25 protein-coding genes are annotated in these 24183 nt (G+C 63.0%); 8 read left to right on the forward strand and 17 right to left on the reverse strand.

The features are described from left to right. Positions 1–353: 353 nt before the first annotated feature. A complete protein-coding gene (metA, locus tag ACZO3G_RS11130; RefSeq protein ID WP_101549251.1) occupies positions 354–1292 on the forward strand; it encodes a homoserine O-acetyltransferase MetA in 939 nt (312 codons plus the stop codon). Positions 1293–1344: 52 nt separating this feature from the next. Continuing rightward, the gene (spoIIR, locus tag ACZO3G_RS11135) at positions 1345–1971 is read left to right on the forward strand and encodes a stage II sporulation protein R (protein WP_101549249.1); all 627 of its coding nucleotides are present in this window, start codon (positions 1345–1347) and stop codon (positions 1969–1971) included. 55 nt (positions 1972–2026) lie between these two features. Here the strand turns inward: spoIIR and ACZO3G_RS11140 are convergent, their stop codons facing one another. Then, complete coding sequence (locus ACZO3G_RS11140; protein ID WP_101549247.1) at positions 2027–3223, reverse strand: acetate/propionate family kinase; 1197 nt, start codon at positions 3221–3223, stop codon at positions 2027–2029. Between the two features lie 157 nt (positions 3224–3380). Between ACZO3G_RS11140 and ACZO3G_RS11145 the strand changes: the two genes are divergently transcribed. After that, positions 3381–4589, forward strand: coding sequence for a tRNA(Met) cytidine acetate ligase (locus ACZO3G_RS11145; RefSeq protein ID WP_288235299.1), 1209 nt, complete (start codon positions 3381–3383; stop codon positions 4587–4589). Between the two features lie 608 nt (positions 4590–5197). Then, positions 5198–5839, forward strand: coding sequence for a phosphoribosyltransferase (locus tag ACZO3G_RS11150; RefSeq protein ID WP_101549243.1), 642 nt, complete (start codon positions 5198–5200; stop codon positions 5837–5839). 55 nt (positions 5840–5894) lie between these two features. Here the strand turns inward: ACZO3G_RS11150 and ACZO3G_RS11155 are convergent, their stop codons facing one another. The 5 genes from ACZO3G_RS11155 to ACZO3G_RS11175 form a co-directional block, all read right to left on the reverse strand. Continuing rightward, positions 5895–6227 carry a FeoA family protein gene (locus tag ACZO3G_RS11155; RefSeq protein ID WP_172439155.1) on the reverse strand — a complete coding sequence of 111 codons (333 nt, stop codon included), beginning with the start codon at positions 6225–6227 and terminating at the stop codon, positions 5895–5897. Between the two features lie 100 nt (positions 6228–6327). Further along, a complete protein-coding gene (locus tag ACZO3G_RS11160; protein WP_288234697.1) occupies positions 6328–6960 on the reverse strand; it encodes an ABC-2 transporter permease in 633 nt (210 codons plus the stop codon). 11 nt (positions 6961–6971) lie between these two features. Continuing rightward, entirely contained in the window at positions 6972–7604 is a 633-nt protein-coding gene (locus ACZO3G_RS11165) for an ABC-2 transporter permease (RefSeq protein WP_242970891.1), read from the reverse strand. A 5-nt stretch (positions 7605–7609) separates the two neighbouring features. Next, the gene (locus ACZO3G_RS11170; RefSeq protein WP_101549235.1) at positions 7610–8491 is read right to left on the reverse strand and encodes an ABC transporter ATP-binding protein; all 882 of its coding nucleotides are present in this window, start codon (positions 8489–8491) and stop codon (positions 7610–7612) included. Between the two features lies 1 nt (position 8492). Continuing rightward, entirely contained in the window at positions 8493–8915 is a 423-nt protein-coding gene (locus tag ACZO3G_RS11175; protein WP_370867171.1) for a GntR family transcriptional regulator, read from the reverse strand. Positions 8916–9142: 227 nt separating this feature from the next. On the opposite strand from ACZO3G_RS11175, the gene ACZO3G_RS11180 reads away from it, so the two are divergent. Genes ACZO3G_RS11180 through ACZO3G_RS11195 form a run of 4 tightly spaced genes read left to right on the forward strand, consistent with a single transcriptional unit; the run spans position 9143 to position 11672 of the window. Next, entirely contained in the window at positions 9143–9763 is a 621-nt protein-coding gene (locus tag ACZO3G_RS11180) for a TetR/AcrR family transcriptional regulator (protein ID WP_288234699.1), read from the forward strand. A gap of 21 nt (positions 9764–9784) precedes the next feature. Beyond that, on the forward strand, positions 9785–10270 hold the full coding sequence (locus ACZO3G_RS11185; protein WP_101549230.1) for a hypothetical protein: 486 nt from the start codon (positions 9785–9787) through the stop codon (positions 10268–10270). Positions 10271–10282: 12 nt separating this feature from the next. Further along, positions 10283–10480 carry a hypothetical protein gene (locus ACZO3G_RS11190; RefSeq protein WP_288234700.1) on the forward strand — a complete coding sequence of 66 codons (198 nt, stop codon included), beginning with the start codon at positions 10283–10285 and terminating at the stop codon, positions 10478–10480. Then, positions 10473–11672, forward strand: coding sequence for a DUF1266 domain-containing protein (locus tag ACZO3G_RS11195; protein WP_288234701.1), 1200 nt, complete (start codon positions 10473–10475; stop codon positions 11670–11672). Before ACZO3G_RS11190 ends, ACZO3G_RS11195 begins: the two co-directional genes overlap by 8 nt. 148 nt (positions 11673–11820) lie before the next feature. On the opposite strand, the gene ACZO3G_RS11200 is transcribed toward ACZO3G_RS11195, so the two are convergent. The 11 genes from ACZO3G_RS11200 to ACZO3G_RS11250 form a co-directional block, all read right to left on the reverse strand. Continuing rightward, complete coding sequence (locus tag ACZO3G_RS11200; RefSeq protein WP_288234702.1) at positions 11821–12912, reverse strand: DUF4097 family beta strand repeat-containing protein; 1092 nt, start codon at positions 12910–12912, stop codon at positions 11821–11823. A gap of 103 nt (positions 12913–13015) precedes the next feature. Next, on the reverse strand, positions 13016–13684 hold the full coding sequence (locus tag ACZO3G_RS11205; RefSeq protein WP_288234703.1) for a hypothetical protein: 669 nt from the start codon (positions 13682–13684) through the stop codon (positions 13016–13018). 36 nt (positions 13685–13720) lie between these two features. Beyond that, on the reverse strand, positions 13721–15238 hold the full coding sequence (lysS, locus tag ACZO3G_RS11210) for a lysine--tRNA ligase (RefSeq protein ID WP_256152783.1): 1518 nt from the start codon (positions 15236–15238) through the stop codon (positions 13721–13723). Between the two features lie 111 nt (positions 15239–15349). After that, positions 15350–15823 (reverse strand): transcription elongation factor GreA, encoded by a 474-nt coding sequence (gene greA, locus ACZO3G_RS11215; protein ID WP_101549219.1) that lies wholly within the window; start codon positions 15821–15823, stop codon positions 15350–15352. Positions 15824–16183: 360 nt separating this feature from the next. Next, positions 16184–18013, reverse strand: a complete 1830-nt coding sequence (locus tag ACZO3G_RS11220) for a S41 family peptidase (RefSeq protein WP_277138723.1) — start codon at positions 18011–18013, stop codon at positions 16184–16186. 145 nt (positions 18014–18158) lie between these two features. Next, on the reverse strand, positions 18159–19388 hold the full coding sequence (locus tag ACZO3G_RS11225) for a murein hydrolase activator EnvC family protein (RefSeq protein WP_101549215.1): 1230 nt from the start codon (positions 19386–19388) through the stop codon (positions 18159–18161). Between the two features lie 37 nt (positions 19389–19425). Further along, complete coding sequence (ftsX, locus tag ACZO3G_RS11230; RefSeq protein WP_277138724.1) at positions 19426–20334, reverse strand: permease-like cell division protein FtsX; 909 nt, start codon at positions 20332–20334, stop codon at positions 19426–19428. Then, positions 20331–21017, reverse strand: coding sequence for a cell division ATP-binding protein FtsE (gene ftsE / locus ACZO3G_RS11235; RefSeq protein ID WP_101549211.1), 687 nt, complete (start codon positions 21015–21017; stop codon positions 20331–20333). The genes ftsX and ftsE overlap by 4 nt, the downstream gene beginning before the upstream one ends. Positions 21018–21068: 51 nt before the next feature. Next, positions 21069–22154, reverse strand: coding sequence for a PucR family transcriptional regulator (locus ACZO3G_RS11240; protein ID WP_101549209.1), 1086 nt, complete (start codon positions 22152–22154; stop codon positions 21069–21071). Positions 22155–22511: 357 nt separating this feature from the next. After that, the gene (locus tag ACZO3G_RS11245) at positions 22512–23234 is read right to left on the reverse strand and encodes a pseudouridine synthase (protein WP_486847198.1); all 723 of its coding nucleotides are present in this window, start codon (positions 23232–23234) and stop codon (positions 22512–22514) included. 189 nt (positions 23235–23423) lie between these two features. Further along, positions 23424–23918 (reverse strand): DUF4830 domain-containing protein, encoded by a 495-nt coding sequence (locus ACZO3G_RS11250; RefSeq protein WP_277138726.1) that lies wholly within the window; start codon positions 23916–23918, stop codon positions 23424–23426. Positions 23919–24183: the final 265 nt, after the last annotated feature.

The raw sequence follows: 24183 nt of genomic DNA on the forward strand, positions 1-24183 counted from the left end.
CTTCTCAAAGGTCCTCCCGGCAAAGTTTCCTTTGCTGGTTTCGCTTTTGTATCCGGAGATACTCAAATTCTTTTCAAGGGTGATTCCCCCAAAACTTCCGTCTTGGGTTCCTCGTTTCTCTTCTCTCGTTGTTCATTTTTCAAGGTGCTGGCCGCTGTCGCATACCGGGCATTTCTGTCGTTATGCACGAGACAGCTTTTGTATAATACCATAATCAAAAAATTTTGTCAACGGGTTTCCCAAAGTTTTTTTATGAAAATTGGGAGCGGCCTGCGCCGGGGCCCGTCTTCCCTTGATTTTGCGGGCGCAATGCGCTATCATGAAGGTTATCAAACGTCGAAGGTGGTATCCCCATGCCGATTAAAATCCCGGACAGCCTGCCGGCTTCCCGGATCCTCGAAAACGAGAACGTCTTTGTGATGACCGAGTACCGCGCGCTGCATCAGGACATCCGCCCGCTGAAGATCGTCATCCTGAACCTCATGCCCAAAAAGATTGAGACCGAGACCCAGCTGCTGCGGCTGCTCGGGAACTCCCCCATCCAGGTGGACATCGAACTGATGCAGACCAAGTCCCACACCTCGAAGAACACGCCTTCCGAGCACCTCTTCAAGTTCTACAAGACCTTCGACGACCTGCGCGGGCAGCGGTTCGACGGCATGATCATCACCGGCGCGCCGGTCGAGCAGATGGCGTTCGAGGAGGTCGAGTACTGGGACGAGCTGTGCGAGATCATGGAGTGGAGCAAGCAGAACGTCTACTCCACCCTGCACATCTGCTGGGGCGCGCAGGCGGGGCTCTACTACCACTACGGCGTCAACAAATACCCCCTCGACGAAAAGCTCTTCGGCATCTTCCAGCACCGCCTGCTTGTTGAGAACCACTCGATCACCCGCGGGTTCGATGAGCTCTTCTACGTCCCCCACTCCCGCCACACGACGGTCAGCCGCCGGGAGATCGACCGATGCCCCGAGCTGGAGATCCTCGCCTCCTCCAAGGAGGCGGGCGTCTATATGGTCGGCCGGCGGGACGGACGGCAGTTTTTCATCACCGGGCACTCCGAGTACGACCGCGACACCCTCTCGCAGGAATACTTCCGCGACCTGGAGAAGGGACTGCCCATCCACATCCCGGAAAACTACTTCCCCCACAACGACCCCAAGCAGAAGCCGCCCTACACCTGGCGGGGGCACGCGAACCTGCTCTACTGCAACTGGCTCAACTATTACGTCTACCAGACGACCCCCTACGACCTCGAGGAGCTCGACGAAAATACCCCTCCGACTGTATAATGCCGCGAAAGGCGGTCAAAAATCCCTCCAACGAAAGCTGGGGGGATTTTTCATGAAATACAAAAAGCGGCGTTTCCAACTGATTACCCGCCTCGATCTCGCGGTGCTGCTGGGGATCGTGCTGGCGGTTTTCCTTTCCAACGTGGCCGCCTTCGGGCAGGAGTGCGACGCCGTGCGCGCCGACGTGGTCCGTCTACATATCCTCGCGAATTCGGACAGCCCCGCCGACCAGCAGGTAAAGCTGCGGGTGCGCGACCGCATCCTCGCCGACGTGGGCGGCGTGTTCGCCGGGCCGCAGACCCAGGCGGACGCGAAGGAGGCCGCGCGGCAGAACCTGCCCGCCATCGAATCCGCCGCCCGCGCCGCGCTCGACGAGGCGGGGGTGGACGCGCCGGTGCGCGCCGAGCTCTGCCGCATGTACTTCACCACGCGGCAGTACGACGACCTCATGCTGCCCGCCGGCGATTACGACGCGGTGCGCGTCACGATCGGAGAGGGCGCGGGGCACAACTGGTGGTGCGTCATGTACCCGCCCATCTGCGTCTCCGCCGCCATGGCAGAGGACATGCCCGCCTTCGAGGAGATCGAGACGCTCAACAGCGAGCCGCTCTTTAAACCCAAGCTCGCCGTCGTCGAGGTCTTCGAGAAGCTCTTTGGAAAAGATACGGACCCGGAGTAACGGAAAGCCGGGGCGCGGTGACCGCGCCCCGGCTTTTTGATTCTGGATTCGGGGACTACGCCCGCGAGACGATCTCCTCCGTGTCGCGCGCGATGAGCAACTCCTCGTTGGTCGGGATGATCCACGTCTCGACGAGGCTGTGGGGCGCGGAGATGTTGCGCTCCTGTCCCTGCGCCTCGCGGTTGGCGACCACGTCGATGCTCAGTCCGAGGAACTCCATGTCGGCGCAGACGCGCTTGCGGACGTGGTGGTCGTTCTCGCCGATGCCGCCCGTGAAGACGACCGCGTCGAGCCCGCCGAGCGCCGCCGCGTAGCTGCCGACGAACTTTTTGATCTGGTAGGAGAGCATATCCACCGTGAGCTGGGCGCGCGGGTCGCCCTTGTCCGCCGCGCGGGTGACGTCGCGGTTGTCGCTCGAGATGCCCGAAAGGCCGAGCAGGCCGGATTTCTTGTTGAGCATGTCGCTCATCTCCTTCATCGACAGCCCCTCCTTCTCGGCGAGGTAGGTCACGATCGAGGCGTCGATGCTGCCCGCGCGGGTGCCCATAATGAAGCCGTCGAGCGGGGTGAAGCCCATGCTGGTGTCGATGCAGATGCCGTTTTTGATGGCGCAGAGCGAGCTGCCGTTGCCGAGGTGGCAGGTGATGATCCGGCTGCCCGAACGGCTGATGTCAGAAATATCAAAGAGGCGGTTGCTCACATAGCGGTGGCTCGTGCCGTGGAAGCCGTAGCGGCGCACATGGTATTTCTCGTAATACTCGTAGGGCAGGCCGTACATATACGCCTTCTCGGGCATCGTCTGGTGGAAGGCGGTGTCGAACACCGCCACCTGCGGGGTGTCCCCGAACACGTCGCGGCAGGCGCGGATCGACTGGACCGCCGCCGGGTTGTGCAGCGGGGCCAGGTCGCAGATGTCCTCGATCCCCTTGAGGACGTCGTCGGTGATGAGCACCGATTTGGTGAACAGCTCGCCGCCGTGCACGATCCGCTGGCCGATCGCGGCGATCTCCCGCACGCTGTCGATCGCGCGTCCCTCCCCCTCGGTCAGCAGCTTCACCAGCTCCTTCAGGGCCTGGGTGTGGGTCGGGAAGGGCACCTCGTAGGAGGTCTTCCGCTCCCCCGCTTTGTGGGTGATCACCCCGTCGATCCCAATCCGCTCGCAGTTGCCCTTCGCGAGCACCTGCTCCTCCTCCATATCGATCAGCTGATACTTCAGCGACGAGCTTCCCGCGTTGATAACCAGTATCTTCATGTTTGCTCTCCCTTTCTTTGTTGTTGCCCGATGGTCCCTTTGCTTGACATCGACACATACATTTATATATTATTACACTATGGCTAAAAATACAAGGCGCTTGCCGGGAATGCCGCAAATATTTCCGCCAGCCGCCGTGCAAAAAGAGGGGAATCGGATGGGCAATCAGGTCGTCGCGGGAATCGTCGCGGAATACAACCCCTTCCACAACGGTCACGCGCATTTGATCGAGGCCGCGCGCGCGGCGGGCGCGACCCACATCGTCGCCGTGATGAGCGGCAGCTTCGTGCAGCGGGGCGGGCCCGCCTGCGCGCCCAAAACGGTGCGCGCCAACGCCGCCGTCGCCTGCGGGGCGGACCTCGTGCTCGAGCTTCCGCTCCCCTACGCGATGGCCACCGCCGAGCGGTTCGCGGCAGGTGCGGTCGGGATTCTCGGCGGGCTGGGGTGCGTCGACGTGCTCGCCTTCGGCAGCGAGTGCGGCGACATCGACCTGCTCGCGAAGGCGGCGGGCGCGGTGCTCGCCCCCTACTGCGGCGAATACACGAAAAACCTGCTCGATACGGGCGTCACCTACGCCCGCGCCCGCCAGAAGGCGGTCGAGGAGCTCTACGGCCCCGAGGTGGCGGAGGTGCTCTCCTCCCCCAACAACACCCTTGCGGTGGAATATCTCAAGCAGATCTCCCTCCAGGAGCTGCGCATCGCGCCCTTCACCATCCCGCGCGCGGGCGCGGCCCACGACGCGCGGGAACCCGGGGAGCAGTTCGCCTCCGCCTCCCACCTGCGCAACCTGCTCGACCTCGAATCGGCCGAGGCGCTCGCGCCCTACGTCCCCGCGCCCGCGATGAGCGTCTACCGCTCCGCCGCGGCCGCCGGGCTGATGCCCTTCGACCCGCACAGCCTCAACACGGCGGTGCTCTCCGTCCTGCGGCGGATGGAGAAGAGCGCCTTCTCCGCCCTGCCCGACGTGTCGGGGGAGGGGCTCGACAACCGCCTTTACGACGGGGTGCGCGCCGCCGTCTCCCTAGACGAGCTGCTCTCCCTCGTCAAAACCAAGCGCTATCCCCTCTCCCGCATCCGCCGGCTCGTGTGGAACGCCTACCTCGGCGTGGACGCCGACCTCATGACGCTGCCGCCCCCCTACGCGCGGGTCCTCTCCTTCAACAAGCGCGGCATGGAGATCCTCTCCGCCGCCAACAGGACCACCCGTATCCCCGTATCCCATTCGCTGCTCAAGCTCGCGGAGAAAAACGAGGCCTGCGCGCGGTTCGCTTCCCTCGAGGCCCGCGCCACCGACCTCTATTCCCTCGGCCTGCCCGCCGTCCAGCCCTGCGGCTCCGACTATACCCAGAAGATTACGGTAAGATAATTTGGGGAAACTTTTGAAAAAGTTTCCCCAAAACCCCTTCAAAACTTTTGGTTCAGGCCGGCCGCCATCCGCCGGCACCGGCTCTGTCCGTGCCGCAAAACCTTTTGAAAAAATTCCCCCAAAACCCCTTCAAAACTTTTGGTTCAGGCCGGCCGCCATCCGCTGGCACCGGCTCTGTCCGTGCCGCAAAACGTTTTGAAAAAATTCCCCCAAAACCCCTTTCAAAACTTTTGGTTCAGGCCGGCCGCCATCCGCTGGCACCGGCTCTGCCCGTGCCGCAAAGCGTTTTGAAAACGCTCCCCAAAATCCTCTCAAAACTTTTGGTTCAGGCGAAGCGCGGCGGCCCGCCGCATTTGCCGCCCCTGCCGGCTGGTTCCGTCCCCGTCCCTCCCGCACGGGCCGCGGGAGATGGGGCGGGCGGAGGCCGGCCTGATCAAAAAGTCTTTGGGCGCTTTCTCCAGAAAGCGCGAAAAAGAATCCCCCGGCCGGACGCCGGGGGATCGTTTTTCCCGTATCCCGGGAACGGCGGCTTTTTTCTTGTCCCCCGCGGGAAAAAATGGTATAATGACATTGGACACAAGGTATGTGCGAAGAATGGAGGAACAGCTATGGTTATGAATTCGGTTAAAATCGTATCGTCCAGCAACCGCAACCTGGAGATCACCGCGATTCCCGGCCACTTTGTCACGAGCCATTCCCACATCAACTACTACATCGACATCACGATGATGAAGCACGATTTCGTGATGGCGCGCGAGGCGGCCGTCACGCTCGCGCAGCACTACGCCTATGAGAAGCCCGTCGACACGATCATCTGCATGGACGGCAGCGAGGTCATCGGCGCGTTCCTGGCGCAGGAGCTCGCCAAAAATAACCTCGCATCGGTCAACAGCGAAAAGGACATTTTCGTCGTCACCCCCGAGTTCAACACCAACGGGCAGATGATCTTCCGCGACAACCTCATCCCGATGCTCACCGGCAGGCACGTGCTCCTGCTGCTCGCCTCGGTCACCACCGGCAAGACGATCCACCGCGCGCTCGAATGCATCGCCTACTACGGCGGCATCGCCGAGGGGATCACCGCCGTGTTCAGCGTGCAGGACGAGATCGAGGGCTACCCGATCACCCATCTCTTCTCCGCCGCCGACCTGCCCGGCTACCAGTCGAACTCCTTCCGCGACTGCCCGATGTGCAAGCAGGGCCGCAAGATCGACGCGCTGGCCAACAGCTTCGGCTTCTCCCAGCTCTGAGCGCATAAACGGTAAAAGCCCCCGCCGCGAAAGCGGCGGGGGCTTTTTGACGCGGTCAGTCCTCGGACGGCGCGTCTCCGTTGACGTATTTTTCCCACATCGCGGAGGTGTTGCCGTAGCCGCAGCACCCTCCGAGAAACACCGGGTCCCCCTTCTTACGCACGAGCGGGGCGTCCACCACGAGGTTTTCCGCCTCCGCCGGGGTGAGGGAAAATTCCCTGTCCCGGAGACGCACCAGCGCGCCCCCCTCCGGCGTGAGGGAGAGCAGCGTCACGTCGACGCCCGCGACCACGCCGCGCTCCTCCAGCGGGCGGGCGATCCTGCCGCCGCCTTTCACCCAGCTTACCGTGTAGACCTTACCCGGGGTCCCCTGCCTGAGCCTGATCATCCGAAGGCCTCCTTCCGTCCCCGTCGAGCGGGGCTTCCACATTTATGCTACTACAGCCCCTCCCGTTTGTCAACGCGGTTTCGCCGGAAGGGCCCGCCCGCTACTGCAGATATTCGTGTTCCCGGTAGAGGCACACGGTGATGAGGGCGGAAGCGAGCAGGGCCGCCGCCCCGACCAGCCAGAGCAGGGAAACCGCATCGGACGGCAGCGGCGGAATCCCCCCGCGCCCCGCCTCCGAGGCGTACCGGAAGAGGAGGAAAAAGACCGCCATGTAGATCGCGACCAGCCCGTAGCGCGCCCGGATCGAGCCGAGCAGCAGGATGAGCGGCAGCGATACCGCGATGATGACCGCGGCGCCGCAGAACTGGAGGGCGAGCAGCGAGCCGATCGGCAGCGGATTGACGGAGGGCGGCAGCAGCCCGGCGGCCGCGCGGTTCACGAGCAGCACGACCCCGTCCGCCAGCAGCAGGAACGCGGTGCAGAAGAAGTACTTCCCCCACACGATCTGGGCGCGGCTGACGGGGAGCGTCCCCGTGAAGAGCCCGGCCGCGCTGTTGTCGTCGAAGCCCACGACCGTGGCGGACAGGACGTAGCAGGCCATGACATAGCCGATCGGGGCCACATGGGTGGAGACGGAAAAACCGGCCAGAATGAGCAGGTAAACAAGGGAATACCTGGGCAGGCCGGCGAGCCGGAACCAGTCCGTCCGGCAGAGCAGCAGCACGTTTCGCATGGCGGGCCTCCTCAGTCGGTGAACTGGCGGCGGGCGTAGAGCCGCCGCGCGATGGGATAGGAAACCGCGAGCAGCGCCGCGCCGAACAGGATCAGCAGCGGGGCGAGCCAGCCGGGCAGCGCCGAAGGCATCTGCGCGCGCGTTCCGCCCACGTTCATGCCGAGCACGGTCGCCGCCGCGACGCCGAACGCGTAGGCGGCCAGGATCCAGTAGCGGGCCCTCGTCACGCCGAACCCGAGGATGAGCGGCTGGACGAACGCCGTGAAGGCGCAGCCGATCAGGATGAGCACCGGCAGCATCCCCGTCACCGAGCCGCCCCGGCCGAGCTTCAGCGCCGCGCCGATCCCCCCGGCGGCCAGCGCCGCCAGGCAGGCCCCGGCGACCACCGCGAGGTCATAGAGGTATTTCGCCGCGACGAGCTTTTCCCGCCGCACGGGCAGCGAGCCGGTCAGGTAGTCCCCCTTGCTCTGCTCGTCGTAAGCGGCGGGGGTGTACACGAAGAAGTAGACGACGATCACATAGAGGAAGACCGCCGCGCTGACGCTCAGCGTCGCAGACAAAAAGAACACGATGATGAGCAGCGGGAACATCGCCCCTGCGACGCTGCGCAGCTTCAGCAGGTCCATGCGGATGACGGAAAGCATCTCCTTCACCGCGCCTCCCCCCTTTCCCTGCGGGTATAGCCGAGGAAGAGGTCCTCGACCGTCGGCTTCTCGTAGAGCGCCTCGTCGCCGAGCAGCGCGTGCACCGCGCCGGGGTCCCCCGCGAGCCCGCGGAAGCCGAACTCGGTCGCCTCCACCCCGCAGAGCAGCCTCTCGACCTCGCCGGTCAGCAGCTCGCGGCGTCCCTTGACAATCCGGTGGCTGTCGGTAAGGACGTCCTTCTCCCCCTCAAGCAGCAGCTTCCCGCCGTGCAGGAAGAGGATGTAATCGGCGATCTTGTCGAGGTCGGAGGTGATGTGGGTGGAGAAAAAGACGCTGACCCCCTCCTGCTCGATCTCGTCCGCGAGGATGTCGAGCAGCTCCTGCCGCACCAACGGGTCGAGATTCGCGGTGGGTTCGTCCATCAGCAGCAGCTTCGGGTGGTGGGAGAGCGCCAGCGCAAGCGCGAACTGCTTCTGCTTGCCCTTCGAGAGGTCCTTGAACTTCTTGCCCGGATCGAGGGAAAAGCGGTCGAGATAACGGCGGAAGACCACGTCGTCCCAGTTGGGATAGAAGGGCTTCACCATCTCGCGCAGGGTCCTGAGCTTCGCCTGCCCGAGAAAGCCCGTCTGCTCCCCGATGTAGCCCAGATCCCGCTTGATCTGCTCGGAAAAGGCGTGCGCCTCCCGGCCGAACACCCTGACCTCCCCCTCGTCGGGGAAGAGCAGGTCCATCACGAGCTTGATCGTCGTGGTCTTGCCCGCGCCGTTCTCGCCGATGAAGCCGGTCACGTACCCCTCCCGCACCGTGAGGCGGGGCAGGTCCAGCACAAAACCGCTCTTATCGAACCGCTTTTTCAGTCCGGTGATCTCAATGACGTTCTGATCCATCCTATGGTTCCTCCCTGTACAGCGTGGCCGTGATCTCCCAAAGCTCGTCGAGCGTCAGGCCGATCGACTTTGCCGCGTCGATGATCTCCGAGAGCTTCCCCTCGATCTGGCTCATGGCGACCTCCCGCAGGCGGTCGCGGCCGGCAAGCGACACATAGGTCCCCTTGCCCGGCGTCGTCTCGAGGAAGCCCTCCGCCTCGAGATCGTCATAGGCCCGCTTGGTTGTGATGACGCTCACCCGCAGCTGTTTGGCCAGGTAGCGGATGGAAGGCATCGCGTCCCCCTGCCCGAGCGCCCCCGACAGGATTCCGTTTTTGATCTGTTCCTCGATCTGCTCATAGAGCGGGCGCGGCGAGGAATTCGACAGGATAATGTCCAGACGACCGCCTCCGATCTTTCTGCGCCTTACTGTGTCTTTCTGTATCTATATTATGTATACAGTTAGTCACGCTGTCAAGAGGAAATTCCTGCGAAATACAAAAAACATCCCACGGCCGACTCCCCGGGCCTTACAGCCACATGCCCAATAAAAGACGCCGCCCCTCGGTATTTCTTCCAATTCGTATTTCCCGGCCTTGCGGAGCAGGTATCGGACCGGTATAATAAAGACTGAAATAAAATTTTGTTCTTATTTTCGAGCGGAGGGACGTCATGCCCAAGGTAGCTTATTCCGAGGCGGAGCGGGAGCGGGTCAGGAAGGAACTGATCACCACGGGGCTTGAACTGATGGCAAAGCAGGGCATTCAGCACACCACGATCGAACAGATCTACCTGCGGGTGGGAATTTCCCGCACCTTTTTCTATTCCTTCTTCCCGGCCAAGGAGGATCTGGTCGTGCAGGCGTTTTATTACCAGCAGCCGCAAATGCTGGCGCGCGCGCGGGAGCTGATGGACGACCCCGGGCTCGGCTGGCGGGAGGGGGTCGAAAGGTTCCTCCGCCGTGTCTGTTATGGGGGGCGGGACCGCTTCGCGATCATGAGCATCGAGGAGCAGCAGGCGCTCGCCAAATGTCTGTCGGAGGATAAGCGCCGGGAATTCCTGAAAAGACGGCTTGCGTTCTTTACGGAAATGCTGCGCGCCTTCGGCATCCGCGCCGGGACGCAGACGGTAAAGCTGCTCGGCAACCTGCTGTTTTCCGCCGCCATCCTGCGCAAAGCAATCCCGGATACGCTGCCCTTCCTCTTCCCGGACGCCGCCGATGATGCGACCGATTTTCAGCTCAACGCCATTTTGGACTATATGGAAACACTGCGCGGGCAGGATCATCCATAAATATCAAGGAGGAACATTCGTATGGGACTTTTCAGCAAGCTGTTTCAGGGGCCGGAGATCGACCAGGCCAAAAGCGACGCCAACCGAAAGAAGATGCGGGCCCTGTTTAACCAGGTGGTGGAAAACGGGGACGCTTATCAGCTGATCTTCGGCTTCACCGAGGACGTGAGCCGTTTCAACTACGGCCTCGTCCGCGGCAGCAAGAGCAAGATCGGCAACCTGATCGTGGGCTGGGACGAGGCCGCCGAAACAATCGTGGCGGTGCCCACCGTTCCGGACCTCTCCGGCTGCGGCGACCCTGTGTATTACCGCCGCTCTGAGATCCACAAGGCGTACCGGAACAAGTATCCCACCGACGCCTTTATCATCTACCCCGACCGGAAGGGCTACATCGGCATCAACGCCTACGACTGGCTGGAGGACGAATCGCTGTACGTCTATGTCTCCCAGGAGGAGGAGTTGAAGGCGTTCACTGAGTTCTTCATGACCAAGTTTAAGACGAAATAAGGGGGCGGAAATATGCCCTGGGGACAGATTGGCGCGGTACTGATCGCTCTGGTGGTTGTGTTTATTGTGGGACACCTGTGGTTCCACATCGTCGAGGGGGTGTTGGGCGGCCTGAAGCGGCTGTTCTCCCGCAAAAAAGAGCCCCCCGCATGGCACCCCCTCCCGCCAGACGCGGACAATGCCGACAAGGAGGAAACGAAGCATGTTTGATATCGACGAGCTCATGAAGCGGGCCCAGGCCGCCAGCGACGCGGCCTCACAGCAACTCCAGGAATCCATGGAGAAGAGCCGAAAGATTGCGGAGCAGGCGCAGAAGGACGCCGAAAAAGCGGCGGAAGATGCGGCGAAACGGCAGAACGACGAGGGGCAAGCCGCCGAGCTGGACGCGGCCAACCAGCAGCGCCAGGTGGAAATCCTTGGCCAGATGTTCAGCCCGGAGGCCATGGCGCAGATGGCGGTCAACCAGGAGCTGATCCAGCAGGCGGTGGACGAAAAGGTGGCCGCGGCGGCCGCCCTCGGCGCGGAGGGCATGATGGGCCAGCTTTTTGGGGAGGACATGGGCGTCATCGCCGCCGCCCTGGAGACCCTGGCCATGGAGGAAGAGGACGGCGAGGATGAGGAGCGGGAGCTCGACCAGGCGATGGAGCGGGAGCTCTATCAGGTGCTGGAGGAAAAGCTGGCCCAACTGGACGCCCTGCCCGAGCCCGAGCCGGTCCCCTACGCCAGGGACGACCCCCGCTGGGGCCGGTTCGGCATCCTGCTCTCCGGCATTATCTCCACGCTGAACAACCACGAGCTGGGCGGCATGGATGTGGAGGAGCATATCCCCGTCATGGAGCAGCAGATTGTCTCCCTGGTCCGCCGCTCCTGGGGCATCAACGGGCGGGGCGAGCTGCTGGACACCATCCGCTACCTGACCCGGGAGGGCTACACCCTGCGCTACGCCCTCTACTGTGAGGCGGATTCGCAGGAGGAGCTTCTGGAGGAAGGCATGGACGAGGAGGACCGGGCATCGGTCTGCCGGGGCTGGCGGTTTGTTCAGTACTTCAAGGACCGGTATCTCCCCGACTTCCTGCTGGGCTGGGACGTGGGCCGGGCGGCCATGCTGGCCCGCTGGGGCTGCTATCTGGGCTGGATCACCGAGGGGGAGGCCGTGGGCGTCCTGTGGGAGCTGTCCCAAAAGGCGGCCCGGGGGCTGCACAGCTGGCGGGAATTCGCGGAATCGTACCTGTTCGGCGGCCTGATGTGGAAGCTGCTCTGCGGTGATTGCGCCGCGGAGAGCTATCTGGGCTTTTTGGCGGACGCCGCCGTGGACCTGCTCACCGGGGATCCGGACGAAAACGAGGGCCAGTGGCGGGAGTGCCCCTGGCCCGCCGCGCGGAAAATCGGATTCCAGCCTTAGACGCGCGCCCCCGCCGGGGTATCAGAGAAGGACGCCAATGAAGCATTGGCGTCCTTCTTCCGTTTTCTCATATTCAATTCACCGGCAAATCCGTCAATCATGCGGCGGCGAGCGCCGGCTTTCACGGGGGCGGCCCGGAATCTCTCCGTCAGGGGGTCTCGAGCTTCCCGAAGGTGACGCGGACCTCGCCGTTTTCCGTGCGCAGCGTGAATTTCGGCTCGCCGCTTCCGAGGGTGACGCCGCCGTCCCAGCCGCGCGGAAGCCTTATCTCGTCGAAGTTGCCGCCCGAAAAGACGAAGTCGAGGTCCTGCGGCTCCTTGCGGAAGTTGACGCGGACGTCCCCGTTCAGGTCCTTCAGATAGGCGTCCTTGGTGAGCTCCTTCACGTCGAGCAGCAGGTCGCCGTTCTGGGTCGTGATCGTCGCGCGGCCGAGCGTTTCGGCCCGGACGGCGATATCCCCGTTTTCACTGCGGAAATAGAGCTCGCCGCCGACCTTCCCGGCGATGACGGCGATGTCGCCGTTGTCCGTCTGGACGTCTTGCTTCCCGGTGATCTCGTCCGCCTCGATCACGACGTCGCCGTTCGTGCAGGTCATCGTGCAGCGCGCGGAGAGCTTTTCGGCGGTGACGTAGAGCATCCCGCCGTCGGCGCTGCCGCCGACCGATCCCACCGCTTCGCCGTAGGCGTGCACGAGCGCGTCGCGCGCCGAGAGCGTCAGCGAAAAATACCGCTGCGCGGGCACCCGCAGCAGGACGGTGTTGACCCGCGCGTCCTCACGGGTGCAGAGATAGCGCAGGCCGGTGGAGCCCCGCGCCGTGAGGGTGAGGGTCCCGCCCGAAAGGGTCAGCTTGGCGCTGATCGGCCCCGACGCGCCGACGGTATCCAGTTCAAAGCTGCCTGTGTCCGACGGCTCGATCACAACGCCGCAGAGCGCGGCGTTGACCGCCAGCCGGCTCACCCCGTCGGCGGGGAGGGTCTGGAGGTGGACGGTCTCGCCGGAGGCGTATTTCGACGCGGCGGCCGCGAAGGGGTTGCCCTCCAGCCTCCAGTCGGCGGGGCCGAAGAGCATCTGCTCCCCGTCGAGCGCCACGGCGTAGGAACTCGCGTCCGCCGAGGGCGCGGGAGGCAGGACGTTCTCATGCACATCAGCCGCGCCGGCGGCCAGCGCCGCCGCGGAAAGGCTCATGCTCAGGGCGGCGGCCGCCGCCAGCAGGAAGGCCGGCATTCTGCGCGTTTTCATATCAAACACCTCGCTGTCTTAATGGTTCCACTTTACGCCGCGCGGGGGAGTTTGTCAAGCGCGGCGGATGCAAAAAGCGGACCTGCGCGCAGGTCCGCTTTTATCAGGCTTCTTCATCGCTTCCGACCAGCCCCTGCGCCGCGTAGCTCGACGGGGGCGTGCTGTTCGCCACGTTGTCGAGCAGGTGCCGCCGCACGTCATAGTCGTCCAGGGTCTGCGCGTTCCTGTTGACCGCGCTGGATTCGGCGCTGCGCAGCACGAAGTAGAGGGTCGGCAGCTCCTCCAGTCCCTCCGCGTTGGCAAACGGCTTGCCCGAGATCGCGTAGCGGTACCGCCCGACGACCGCCGGGTCGTCGGGATAGCGCGCCGAAAGGTCCTCGAAGAGGGTGTCGTTGCCGAGCAGGTCATAGACGTAGCTGTCGAGCAGCACCAGGTCGGCGTCCCCCTCGGAGAGGGCGCCGCTCAGCTCGCCGAGCATCTTCGCCGTGTCGCCGCCGCCCGTGGCCGGGAACTCGTAGGTAACCAGCGTCACCGGCGCGCCCCCCTCCTCAATATCGGGGGCGTAGCCGGTCAGCTGCATGGTCAGCGCGTCCTTCTGCTCGACCGAGAGGTAGCCGCGCACCGCGGCCACGACGGTCAGCTTCCCGTCGTCGGTCCCCTCGCTGAAAAAATAGGCGAGCGCGAGCAGCACGACGACGATCAGCGCGACGACAAAAATGCCCAGCCTGCGCTTGTGCACCACACGGGATTCCTTTTTATCCGGTTCTCCCAAGGACGCCCACCTCCTTTTGTCTGTTCAGCGGTCCGGTCAGTCCCTGATCGGCTTCATGGTCGGGAAGAGCAGCACGTCGCGGATCGACGCGCTGTTGGTCAACAGCATCACCAAGCGGTCGACGCCGATGCCGAGCCCGCCCGTCGGGGGCATGCCGTATTCGAGCGCCGTGAGGAAATCCTCGTCGACGTCGGTGGCCTCCTCGTCGCCCGCGGCCTTCAGCGCCGCCTGGTGCTCGAAACGGCCGCGCTGGTCGATCGGGTCGTTGAGCTCGCTGAACGCGTTGGCGTGCTCCCGCCCGAGGATGAAGAGCTCGAACCGCTCGGTGTATTCGGGGTCCTCCGGCTTGCGCTTGGAAAGCGGGGAGATGTCCACCGGATGGTCGGTGATGAAGACCGGCTGGATCAGGTGCTCCTCACAGTATTCCTCGAAGAAGAGGCTCAGGATATCCCCCTTGCCGTGGCGCTCCTCGTATTCGATGTGGTGCTCCTTCGCGAGCGCGCGCGCCTGCTCGAGCGTCTCCACCTCCGCGAAGTCGACGCCGCCGTACTTTTTGACCGCGTCGCGCATCGTGAGGCGCTCGAACGGCTTATCGAGGTCGATCTCCACGTCGCCGTACCGGATGACGCCGGTGCCGAGCACCGCGTGCGCGCAGTGGCGGATGAGCCCCTCGGTGATGTCCATCATGCCGTGGTAGTCGGTGTACGCCTCATAGAGCTCGAGCAGGGTGAACTCGGGGTTGTGGCGGGTGTCGATGCCCTCGTTGCGGAAGACCCGCCCGATCTCGTACACCTTGTCGAACCCGCCGACGATCAGCCTTTTGAGGTGCAGCTCGAGCGCGATGCGCATGTACATGTCGATGTCGAGGGCGTTGTGGTGGGTGATGAACGGCCGCGCGGCCGCGCCGCCCGCGATCGTGTGCAGCACGGGGGTCTCGACCTCGAGGAAGCCCAGCCCGTCCAGGTAGCCGCGGATGGCGGTGATGATCTTCGAGCGCTTGACGAAGGTCTCCTTGACCTCGGGGCTCACGATGAGGTCGACATACCGCTGGCGGTAGCGCAGCTCGGTGTCCTTGAGGCCGTGCCACTTCTCGGGCAGCGGCAGCAGGGATTTGGAGAGGAGCACGATCTCGTGCGCCTTGACCGAGATCTCCCCCTTCTGGGTGCGGAAGACCTCGCCGCGGATGCCGACGATGTCGCCGATGTCCCATTTCTTGAAATCTGCGTACCGCTCGTCGCCCACCTCGTCGCGGCGCACATAGCTCTGCACCCGGCCCGAGGCGTCGCGCAGGTCGAGGAAGGAGGCCTTGCCCATGATGCGGCGGCTCATCATGCGCCCCGCGATGGACACCTCCCGTCCCTCCAGCTCGTCGAACCGGTCGACGATCTGCCGCGCGTAGGCGGTGCGGCTGTAGGTGGTAATCTCAAAGGGGTTCTTTCCCTCGGCTTTCAAGGATTCCAGCTTGTCGCGCCGGATCTGCAGGACCTCGGACAGCTTCTGCTGTTCCTCCTGCTCGGTCAGCTCCCCCTCCGGGAGGTTGCGGGATTCTTCCATCGTATGCACATCCTTTATCTGTTGCGGGCCCCGCGGCCCGTCTGCCATGCGGTTATTATAACAAAAAAGCGGGCTCTTGCAAAGCCCGCTTTTACAAAATATTGACTCTGCTTACCGGCTGATCTCGAGAATTTTCAGTTTCAGGACGGCGGCGGGCGCCTGGATTTCCACCACATCGCCCACCTTGTGGCCGATGAGCCCCTTGCCCACCGGCGACTCGTCGGAGATCGCGTCGAGGTCGGAATGCGACTCGACCGAGCTGGCGATGACGTACTCCATCTCCTCGTCGAAATCGACGTCGAGAATTTTGACCTTGCAGCCGACCGAAACGGCGTCGGTGGAGATCTCGTCCCGGCTGATGATCTTGACGTTCTTGAGCTGGTCCTCCAGCTTTTTGATGCGCGCCTCGACGACCGCCTGCTCGTTCTTGGCCTCGTCGTATTCGCTGTTCTCCGACAGGTCGCCGAACCCGCGCGCCACGCGGATTTTTTCGGAGATCTCCCCCCTGGTCACGCTCTTGAGTTCATTCAGTTCCTTTTTGAGCGCCTCGTAGCCCTCTTGTGTCATTAACATTTCCGTTGCCATATCCCATTCTCCTTTACAGAGCATTTGGTTCCATCACGAAATCCCGCAGATACGAAAAAAGCGCATACCCCCGGCGGCGCGGACATCGGGTCTTCCCGCTTCTCGCGCGCGTTTTGCAGCCAGACGTATAGCAATGGTTAGTATTATAGTCAAAACGTTCAAATATGTCAAGCGTTCCAAAGTTTTTTAAGGAATTGTTTACAGGTAATCTTTCCCTGCTCCCCTCTTACGACCTGTCCCTTCATCTTATGTCCCGGCCGCGCGGGATATGCACGGGGCCGCCGGTTTCACGCGCGCGGCGCTTTTCCGCGCACACGCAAAAGAGGCGGCCGCCTTTCGGCGGCCGCCCGGACGCTTCGCTTATCTTCTGCCGCTGGAAAACGCCCCGAGGCGTGCGGGCGGCGCGGAGGACGCCTCGCTCGACGACTCGGTCTCCTCCTCCCCGGAGGTCGCGGTCTCCTCGGAGGAGGAGCCCTCCGGGCCGCTCTCCGTCCCGGAGGATTCCGCGGGCGGCTGGCTCTCCGCCTGCGATTCGGCGGGGGCCACGCTCTCCGCGGGCTGGGATTCGGCGGGCTGACTCGCCGGAGGCTCGCTCACGACGGGTTCGCTCGCGGCGGGCGCCTCGGACTGCACCGGAGGCGCGGGCGGCTCGGGCACCTCGAAGGTGAGCCCCGCCAGCAGGTCGATCGCGGCGCTGAATTCCGTCAGGTCGAGCGGTTCGCGCGCCGGTTCCGGTTCGGCTTCGGGCTCCGGTTCGCTCGACGAAGCCTCTTCCTCCTCAGAGGAGGCCTCGCCTGACACGTCCCGCGGTTCCTCCATATCGGAGGATTCCGCGGCGGACGACTCCTCGCCGGAGGACGCCGTCTCGGACGATTCGGCGGCGGACGGCTCCTCCTCCGAGGAGCTCGCGTACGCCGCGTCGGGCAGAGACGTGGCGGACGCCGTGCCGCCGCTCTCCTCCGGCTCCAGGTCGATGATCGTCATGTTCATGCGGATGGTCGCAATGATCGAATCCACCGCCTTCTGGAGCTGCGGGTCGGTCAGCAGGTTCCCCGGCATCGAGTCGTCGTTCATCTTGACCTCGAAGTCGGGCCGCACGCCCTCCCCGTCAAAGCTCGGACTGGTCGGCGGGTTGTAGACCGCCGTCGTGATTTCGATCGCGCTGCCGTCGGTCAGCGGGAAGATGCGCTGCATCGTCCCCTTGCCGGCGGTCTTCTGGCCGATGAGCTTGCCCTTGTTGTAATCGCGGATGACCGCCGCGAAGAGTTCCGACTCCCCCGAGGTCTTCTCATTGATGAGCACCGCCATCGGAAGGGTGACCTCCCGCGCGTCGGAAATTTTGGTGTTTTCCACCCGTCCCGTCTTGTCGACGGTCGAGGCGAGCACCCCGGAGGGGAGGAGCTTGTCGAGCGCCTCGGCCACCGAGTCGAGGGCGGAGGTGCCGGAGGAAGTGATGCTGACCCCGCGCACGTCGAACACAAGGCCCTGTGCGCCCTCGTCGATCAGCCTGTCCACCTGCTTGGTGAACTGGTCGGGGGTATTGTCGGCGAAGTCCTTGATGACGACCAGGCCGATCTGGTTTTCAAGCATGGAGGAATAGACCGACGGGACCTCGACGAAGCGGCGGGTCATGTCGGGCAGCGTGCTGTCCTCGACGCCGCGGCGCACGACGATATTCATCTTGGTGCCGGCCGCGCCGTAGAGCATCGAAACCGCCTCGCTGTAGTTTTCGGCGGTGATGTCGGTCTCGTCGATGCGCACGATCAAGTCGCCCTCCTGCAGGCCGGCGGCCTGCGCGGGCGAATCGGGATAGACCTCGTCGACGACGATGTAGCCGCTCTCATCCATCCGGGGCACGATGCCGATCTGCACCCGCTGGTCGTTGTAGCTCTGTTTGAGGCGGGCGTAGGCGGCCGCGTCGTAATAGCGCGCGTACGCGTCCCCCGTGCCGTTGAGGTAGCCGGTGACGAGCTGGTTGACCAGCTCGCCCTCCCCGATCGCGCCGGTGTAGTTCTGCCGCACGTAGTCGTCCACCTCGGCGAGCTTGGAATACATCGCCTCGCGCTCGCTGAGGTTATAGGCGGTCTCGTCAAAGCTGCGCCGCGCAAAAAGCCACGTCATCGTGATCGTCGCCGTGATGACGATCACCGTGAACGCGATCGCCGCGCCCAAAGAAATCTTTTTGCTCATCAGTCGTCTCCTTTCGGCCTGCGTTCTGTCGCCCGGACGGGTCAGGCCGGCCGCTGTGTCCGCGGGGGCCGCCCCGCGGCCGCGCCGGACAATGCGAAGGGCGGAGAGTCTCCGCCCTTCACCGGAAGGTTCTTTGTTTTTCACGTCACGGGGACCAGCCCTGCGGGTTGACCGCCTTGTTGTTGACGCGGATCTCAAAGTGGATGTGCGGGCCGGTCGACCAGCCGGTCGAGCCGACCTCGCCGATCTTCTGCCCCTGCGCCACAACGTCCCCGACCGAGACGGAAAGTGCGCTCATATGCCCGTAGAGGGTCTGGATGCCGCCGCCGTGGTCGATGATGACGTACTTGCCGTAGCCGTAGCCGGGCGTGAAGGAGGTGTTCGCGACCTTGACGGTGCCCGAGTTGGCCGCGAGCACGGGCGAGCCGTAGGCGCCGCCGCCCGAGATGTCGATGCCCGTGTGGAAATCGCTGCCGCCGAAGCGGGAGCCGTAGGGGCAGGTCACCTGGAAAAGGGAGGCGGAGGGCCACGCCATGCCGCCGCCGATATATTTCGTGTTGAGGGAGGTCTTATTGATCTCCGCGATGATCGCCGAAATTTCCGCCTGGACCTGCTGCATCTGCTTGGTGAGCTCGGCCTTGTTGGCCAGGAACTCCTGCTCCTGGGCGGCGATGTCCTGAATCCGTGAAACGGCGGTCGCCTGCTGGGCCTTGAGCTCCTCCTGCTTGGAGACCGTCTCGCGCTTGTCCTCCTCGACGGAGGTCTTGTCGTCCTCGATCTCCTTCTTGATCGCCTCGAGCTCCGCCTTCTGCTCCTTGAGCTCGTTGATCAGGTCGGTGTCATGCTGCGCCACGGCGGTCACGACGTCGGTGCGCAGCAGCATGTCGGAAAAGTCGTCCACCCCGAGCACGAGGCCGAGGGTGCTTGTCCCCTGCAAGGAGCACATCGCGCGCAGCCGCTGCTGGTAGAGGGAGAAGTTTTCGTCGATCTCCTTCTGCTTGGCGGACATCTCGCGGGTCTTCTCCGAGATCCGCTGCTCGAGCACCGCGATCCGCTCGTCGAGCGTGTCGATCTGCTCGATCGTCGTGTTGATCTGCCCGTCGATCTCCTGCTTGATGACGACCTGCTTCTGTTTCTCGGAAGCGGCCGCGTTGATCTTCTGCTGCACGGCGTTGTTCTGCTCCTGCAGCTTCTTGTATTTGCTGTTGAGGCGGTCGAGCATGTCCTGGAGGTCGTCCTCGTCCTCGTCGTAATCGTCCTCGTATTCCTCGTCGTCGTCCGCGTGCACCAGGATCGACACGGTCGGCGCCACGACCATGACGGCCATAAGCAGCGCCATCATCCATGCAAAGACGCGTTTGCCCTTTTCGCCCACATCCAGGCCCCCCTTCCGCCTTCCGCCGCAGCGGAGGTCATACTTTCAGGTATCTGTTTACAAAGAACATGCTGCCGAACACGCCGATCCCGATGCCTCCGCCCGCGAACCAGGCGAGCAGCTCGAGCGCGACCTCCTCAAAGGGGATCGTGTTCTGATAGGCCGACTGGATAAAGGCGGAGGGATTGAGGGACACCGCGTCGAGCACATAGTTGTAGCCGACCCACAGCAGCCCGAAGGCGAGCAGCGCGGAGAGCAGCCCGAGCAGGAACCCTTCCACGAAGAAGGGCAGCCGGATGAAGGCGTCGGTCGCGCCGACGTATTTCATGATATTGATCTCCTTGCGGCGGTTGAAGACGGTGACCTTGATCGTGTTGGCGATGATGACCAGCGACACGACAATGAGGATGGCGACGATAAACATGCCGCTAACCGACACCGCGCGCTTGATGCTGGAAAACGCCTCCGCGACCGCGTCGGGGGCGCGCACCGCGGAAACCCCCGAGATCGATTCGAGCCGCATGACCGTGCCGGTGAGGACGGAGAGGTCCTTCACCCGCACGCTGTAATAGTTGAAGAGGGGGTTCTGGTCGCCCTCCAAGCCGGTGAGCAGGTCCTCCAGCTCGGGGGACTTGGCCTTCTGCTCCTCCAGCAGCTCGTCCTTCGAGACGAACCGCTGGTTATAGATGTTGTCCACAAGCCCGAGCTCCAGCCCGACGTCCGCGATCTGTTCCTCGTCGAGGCCGTCCTCCAGCTGGACCACGACCTCGTTCTGGGTCTCCGCGAAGCCGACGATCTTGTTGACGTTCATCGAAAAAAGCATCGAGGCGCCGATCAGGAGCATGCACGCCACCAGCGTGCCGATCGACGCGAACGACATCAGCCGGTTCGCGTAGATGCTCTTGGCGCCCTCCTTGATGAGGTACCCGAAACTGCTGCCCTTCATTCGTCGTAGTACCCCCTGTTCCGGTCGTCCGAGATGATGGTTCCCTCGTCGATCGTAATCACCCGGTGGTCGAACTCGCTCACCAGGTTGTGTTCATGGGTGACCATGACGATGGTGGTGCCGCATTTGTTGATCTCGCTGAGCAGGTCGACGATCTCAAACGAGAGATCGGGGTCGATGTTGCCGGTGGGCTCGTCCGCGATGATGAGCGGGGGGTTGTTGACGAGCGCGCGCGCGAGCGCGACGCGCTGCTGTTCGCCGCCCGACAGGTGCTCGGGCAGGCTCTTGGCCTTGCCGGAAAGCCCGACCAGGCCGAGTATGTACGGGACGCGGCTGCGGATGTCCTTGGCGGACACGTTGGTGACCCGCAGCGCGAACGCGACGTTGTCATAGACGTTCATGGTCGGGATGAGCCGGAAATCCTGGAACACCACCCCGAGCGTGCGGCGGTAGTAGGGGACCTTGCGCCGCTTGAGGCGCACGAGGTTCTGGCCGTTGACGTAGATCTCTCCCGACGTCGGCTTCTCCTCCCGCATCAGCAGCTTGATAAAGGTGCTCTTCCCAGCTCCCGACGGGCCGACGACGAATACGAATTCCCCTCTGTCAATACTCACATTGAAATTGCTGAGCGCGCGCGTCCCCGTCGCCTTGTAGACTTTGGAGACATTGACGAATTCGATCACTGGTACACCGCCTTTGAAAAGGCCTGTCTTTCGGCAGGCCAGGTTTCACAATTAATATTTCACCGGATTCGCCGTCAGGTATTTCTTGACCATCAGCGCCACCTTGAAGATGATCGCGTGGTCGAATTCCCGCAGGTCGAGCCCCGTGAGCTTTTTGATCTTCTCGAGCCGGTAGACGAGGGTGTTGCGGTGGACGAAGAGCTTGCGGCTCGTCTCCGACACGTTGAGGTTATTCTCAAAGAATTTCTGGATGGTAAAGAGGGTCTCGTGGTCGAGGCTTTCGATCGAGCCCTTTTTGAAGACCTCCCGCAGGAACATGTCGCACAGGGTGGTCGGCAGCTGGTAGATCAGCCGCGCGATGCCGAGGTTGTCGTAGCTGACGATCGCCTTTTCGGTGTCGAACACCTTGCCGACCTCAAGCGCCACCTGCGCCTCCTTGAAGCTGCGGGCCAGATCCTTCACGCCGACGATCGAGGTGCCGATGCCCACGACCACCTTGGTGTAGAACTCGCTGCCCAGCGTGTCCACGATCGAGCGCGCGAGCTTTTCGAGGTCTTTCGACTCGATGCCGGGCTTTGTCTCCTTGACGAGCACGATGTCGCTTTCGGAGATGTTGAAGACGAAATCCTTCTGCTTATCGGGGAAGAGGTTCTGAATGACGTCGAAGGCGGAGATGTCGTTGGAAGCGACGATGCGGATGAGCAGGACGACGCGGGTGGAGTCGGTGTTGAAGTGCAGCTCCCGCGCCTTGACGTAGATGTCCCCCGGCAGGATGTTGTCGAGGATGACGTTTTTGATGAAGTTGTTCCGGTCGTATTTCTCGTCGTAATACTGCTTGATTGACGAGAGGGAGATCGCCAGGAGGTTGCAGTATTTTGCGGCGGGATCGTCCACACCTTCGACAAAAACCGCAAATTCGGGTTTCATCTTGTTGCCAAACGGCTTATACGTATAGCCGTCGCGCACGAACACCTCGTTCGTGTCGCCGACGTCGAGCGTAAAGAAATCGCTCGTTTCGCCAATTTTGGTGAGATCGCTGCACGAGATGATCGTCGCGCTGTCATCCACGACGCCGATCACCCTGTCGATACAGTCTCTCATCTGGTGGACGATTCCCTGGAAAAGCCTGTTTGACATTCAAATCCCCTCTTTACTCGTAATCGGTTGTGCTTTGCCAAACACATGGATCTTTCTGTGGCCGAGGCGCGATTTTTGTCCGCCGTAGATGGACGAAAAAAAGGCCGCGTTTTTAATCTTACAAGCCATTACGAATATTTTACAACAAATTTGTATATATTGCAACACAAATTCTTATTTTCGTTGTGGAAAAATCATTATTTTTTCCACAGCGGTTTTTCTGGGGATCGGAACCAGGCTTTTCGACCATCATACTACATTTTTATAGGCAATGTGTGTCCAAACTTTGTCGCTTTTTTGAACAGCCTGTCCCTTCCCCGGCGGCCCGCACCGCCAAATTCCCCGCCGCAGCGGGCTTTACAGCCCCTCCGTCAAAATCCGTTCTACCTCTATTTTACTGAGTTTCCTGCATTTTCCGGGCTCCAGATCCGGGTCTAAAGCCAGCCCTCCGATCGCGTCCCGGCGCAGCGCCGTGACCGTGATCCCGTACGCTCCGAACATCCGTTTGACCTGGTGGTACATCCCCTGCCGCAGGACCACCCGCGCCGTCCGGGGGTCGTCCGGGTCGGGCGCGAGGAGAGCGGGCATGCACGTCCTCCCGTCGAGGACGACTCCCGCCGCGAACACCTCGACAAGCTCCGGCCCCGCCGGCCTGTCCAGCCGCGCGGTATAGGTTTTGGGCACGTGGCTCCTGGGCGCGAGGATGTGGTGGGCAAACTCCCCGTCGTCGGTGATGAGCACGAACCCCTCGGTGTCCTTGTCCAGCCTGCCCGCCGGGAAAAGCCCGCTGCGCCGCAGCTCCTCCGGCACCAGGTCGAGCACCGTCGGCAGCTTGTCGTCGTGGGTGGCGCACACCACCCCGCGGGGCTTATTGAGCATCAGGTAGGCGTGGCGGCCCATTTCCAGCGCCCTGCCGGCCACGGCGATCTCGTCCGTATCCGGGTCGACCCGCCGCTCGCAGGAGCGCTCGGGCAGGCCGTTCACCGTCACCTGCCCGCGGGAGGCAAGCCGGCGCACCTCCCGGCGGGACAGCGCCGTCCGGGAGGCCACCACCTTATCCAGTCGCTCGGTTTCCGCCATACCTTCGCCCCCTTCTCCCGCGCGGCGCCTGCCGCGCGGGGATTCCGGGGACTATTGTACCACAAGCGCAAAGCGCGCGGTGGGACAATCGCGCATCGGGACGAAAGCGCCAGGGGCGCGGATCGTCCTGCGCATAAGTCCGGTACAATAGCCGCCTCGCGGATATTGTACCATATCCGCGCCGCCCGTTCAATCGGTGCGCTGCGCGAACCCGTGCATGAAACCGTCCAGCTCGACCGAACAGACGTCGCCGCCGATCACCTTGTTCTTATAGACAAGGATGTTGGCGCGCACGCCCTCCGCCTGGCCGGGGTAGTTTTCGATTACATAGGTGTAGCGTTTGCACCGCTTGCCCGCGTACTTGCTCAGATCGCAGCCCTGCTGCTTCTGGATCTCATTGTACTTCTCGAATACGTCGTCGAATTCCTGCGGGATTTTGACCTCCACGATCTCGTCCTCTTCCCCTTCGACCTCCCAGCCGAACGTTTCGAGGAAGGAGATCCTCTGTTCATTCGTTTTGGCCGCGACCTTTTCCACCTTCGCTTCCGCCGGGGCCTGCACCGGGTCGCCCCGCAGCTCCGACAGCGCCGCCTGCGCCCAGATGCCCCCCGCCAGCGCCAGCACAAACACCGCCGCCGCCGCGGCCACCTGCTTTTTGGTCACCCGGAATGAGACTGTAAACATACTGCTAACCTCCCGCGCCGTATTCGGTTCCGTTCTATATGTATACGCGCGCGGGGGACTTGTTATGCCGTCCTGTCCTCTGTTGTGCCGCTCGAGAGCGGCGGAGCTTGCCGTCCTTCCGGCGGCGGGGGTTCTCAGGTTTGCCGCTCAGTGAGCGGTGGAGCTTGCCGGGTCCCGCCCCGGCGGGCGGGCCGACTTCTTGCGCGCCCAAGAAGTCGGCGGAAGAAGGGCGCTCAAGGGGACTTCCGCCAGTCCCCTTGAGAAA

It is taken from the genome of Anaerotruncus sp. (assembly GCF_057433415.1).

Coding starts and splice junctions, on each gene's coding strand:
- metA (WP_101549251.1), top strand. CDS start 354: ATGCCGATTAAAATCCCGGACAGCCTGCCGGCTTCCCGGATCCTCGAA.
- spoIIR (WP_101549249.1), top strand. CDS start 1,345: ATGAAATACAAAAAGCGGCGTTTCCAACTGATTACCCGCCTCGATCTC.
- ACZO3G_RS11140 (WP_101549247.1), bottom strand. CDS start 3,223: ATGAAGATACTGGTTATCAACGCGGGAAGCTCGTCGCTGAAGTATCAG.
- ACZO3G_RS11145 (WP_288235299.1), top strand. CDS start 3,381: ATGGGCAATCAGGTCGTCGCGGGAATCGTCGCGGAATACAACCCCTTC.
- ACZO3G_RS11150 (WP_101549243.1), top strand. CDS start 5,198: ATGGTTATGAATTCGGTTAAAATCGTATCGTCCAGCAACCGCAACCTG.
- ACZO3G_RS11155 (WP_172439155.1), bottom strand. CDS start 6,227: ATGATCAGGCTCAGGCAGGGGACCCCGGGTAAGGTCTACACGGTAAGC.
- ACZO3G_RS11160 (WP_288234697.1), bottom strand. CDS start 6,960: ATGCGAAACGTGCTGCTGCTCTGCCGGACGGACTGGTTCCGGCTCGCC.
- ACZO3G_RS11165 (WP_242970891.1), bottom strand. CDS start 7,604: ATGCTTTCCGTCATCCGCATGGACCTGCTGAAGCTGCGCAGCGTCGCA.
- ACZO3G_RS11170 (WP_101549235.1), bottom strand. CDS start 8,491: ATGGATCAGAACGTCATTGAGATCACCGGACTGAAAAAGCGGTTCGAT.
- ACZO3G_RS11180 (WP_288234699.1), top strand. CDS start 9,143: ATGCCCAAGGTAGCTTATTCCGAGGCGGAGCGGGAGCGGGTCAGGAAG.
- ACZO3G_RS11185 (WP_101549230.1), top strand. CDS start 9,785: ATGGGACTTTTCAGCAAGCTGTTTCAGGGGCCGGAGATCGACCAGGCC.
- ACZO3G_RS11190 (WP_288234700.1), top strand. CDS start 10,283: ATGCCCTGGGGACAGATTGGCGCGGTACTGATCGCTCTGGTGGTTGTG.
- ACZO3G_RS11195 (WP_288234701.1), top strand. CDS start 10,473: ATGTTTGATATCGACGAGCTCATGAAGCGGGCCCAGGCCGCCAGCGAC.
- ACZO3G_RS11200 (WP_288234702.1), bottom strand. CDS start 12,912: ATGAAAACGCGCAGAATGCCGGCCTTCCTGCTGGCGGCGGCCGCCGCC.
- lysS (WP_256152783.1), bottom strand. CDS start 15,238: ATGGAAGAATCCCGCAACCTCCCGGAGGGGGAGCTGACCGAGCAGGAG.
- greA (WP_101549219.1), bottom strand. CDS start 15,823: ATGGCAACGGAAATGTTAATGACACAAGAGGGCTACGAGGCGCTCAAA.
- ACZO3G_RS11220 (WP_277138723.1), bottom strand. CDS start 18,013: ATGAGCAAAAAGATTTCTTTGGGCGCGGCGATCGCGTTCACGGTGATC.
- ftsX (WP_277138724.1), bottom strand. CDS start 20,334: ATGAAGGGCAGCAGTTTCGGGTACCTCATCAAGGAGGGCGCCAAGAGC.
- ACZO3G_RS11240 (WP_101549209.1), bottom strand. CDS start 22,154: ATGTCAAACAGGCTTTTCCAGGGAATCGTCCACCAGATGAGAGACTGT.
- ACZO3G_RS11245 (WP_486847198.1), bottom strand. CDS start 23,234: ATGGCGGAAACCGAGCGACTGGATAAGGTGGTGGCCTCCCGGACGGCG.
- ACZO3G_RS11250 (WP_277138726.1), bottom strand. CDS start 23,918: ATGTTTACAGTCTCATTCCGGGTGACCAAAAAGCAGGTGGCCGCGGCG.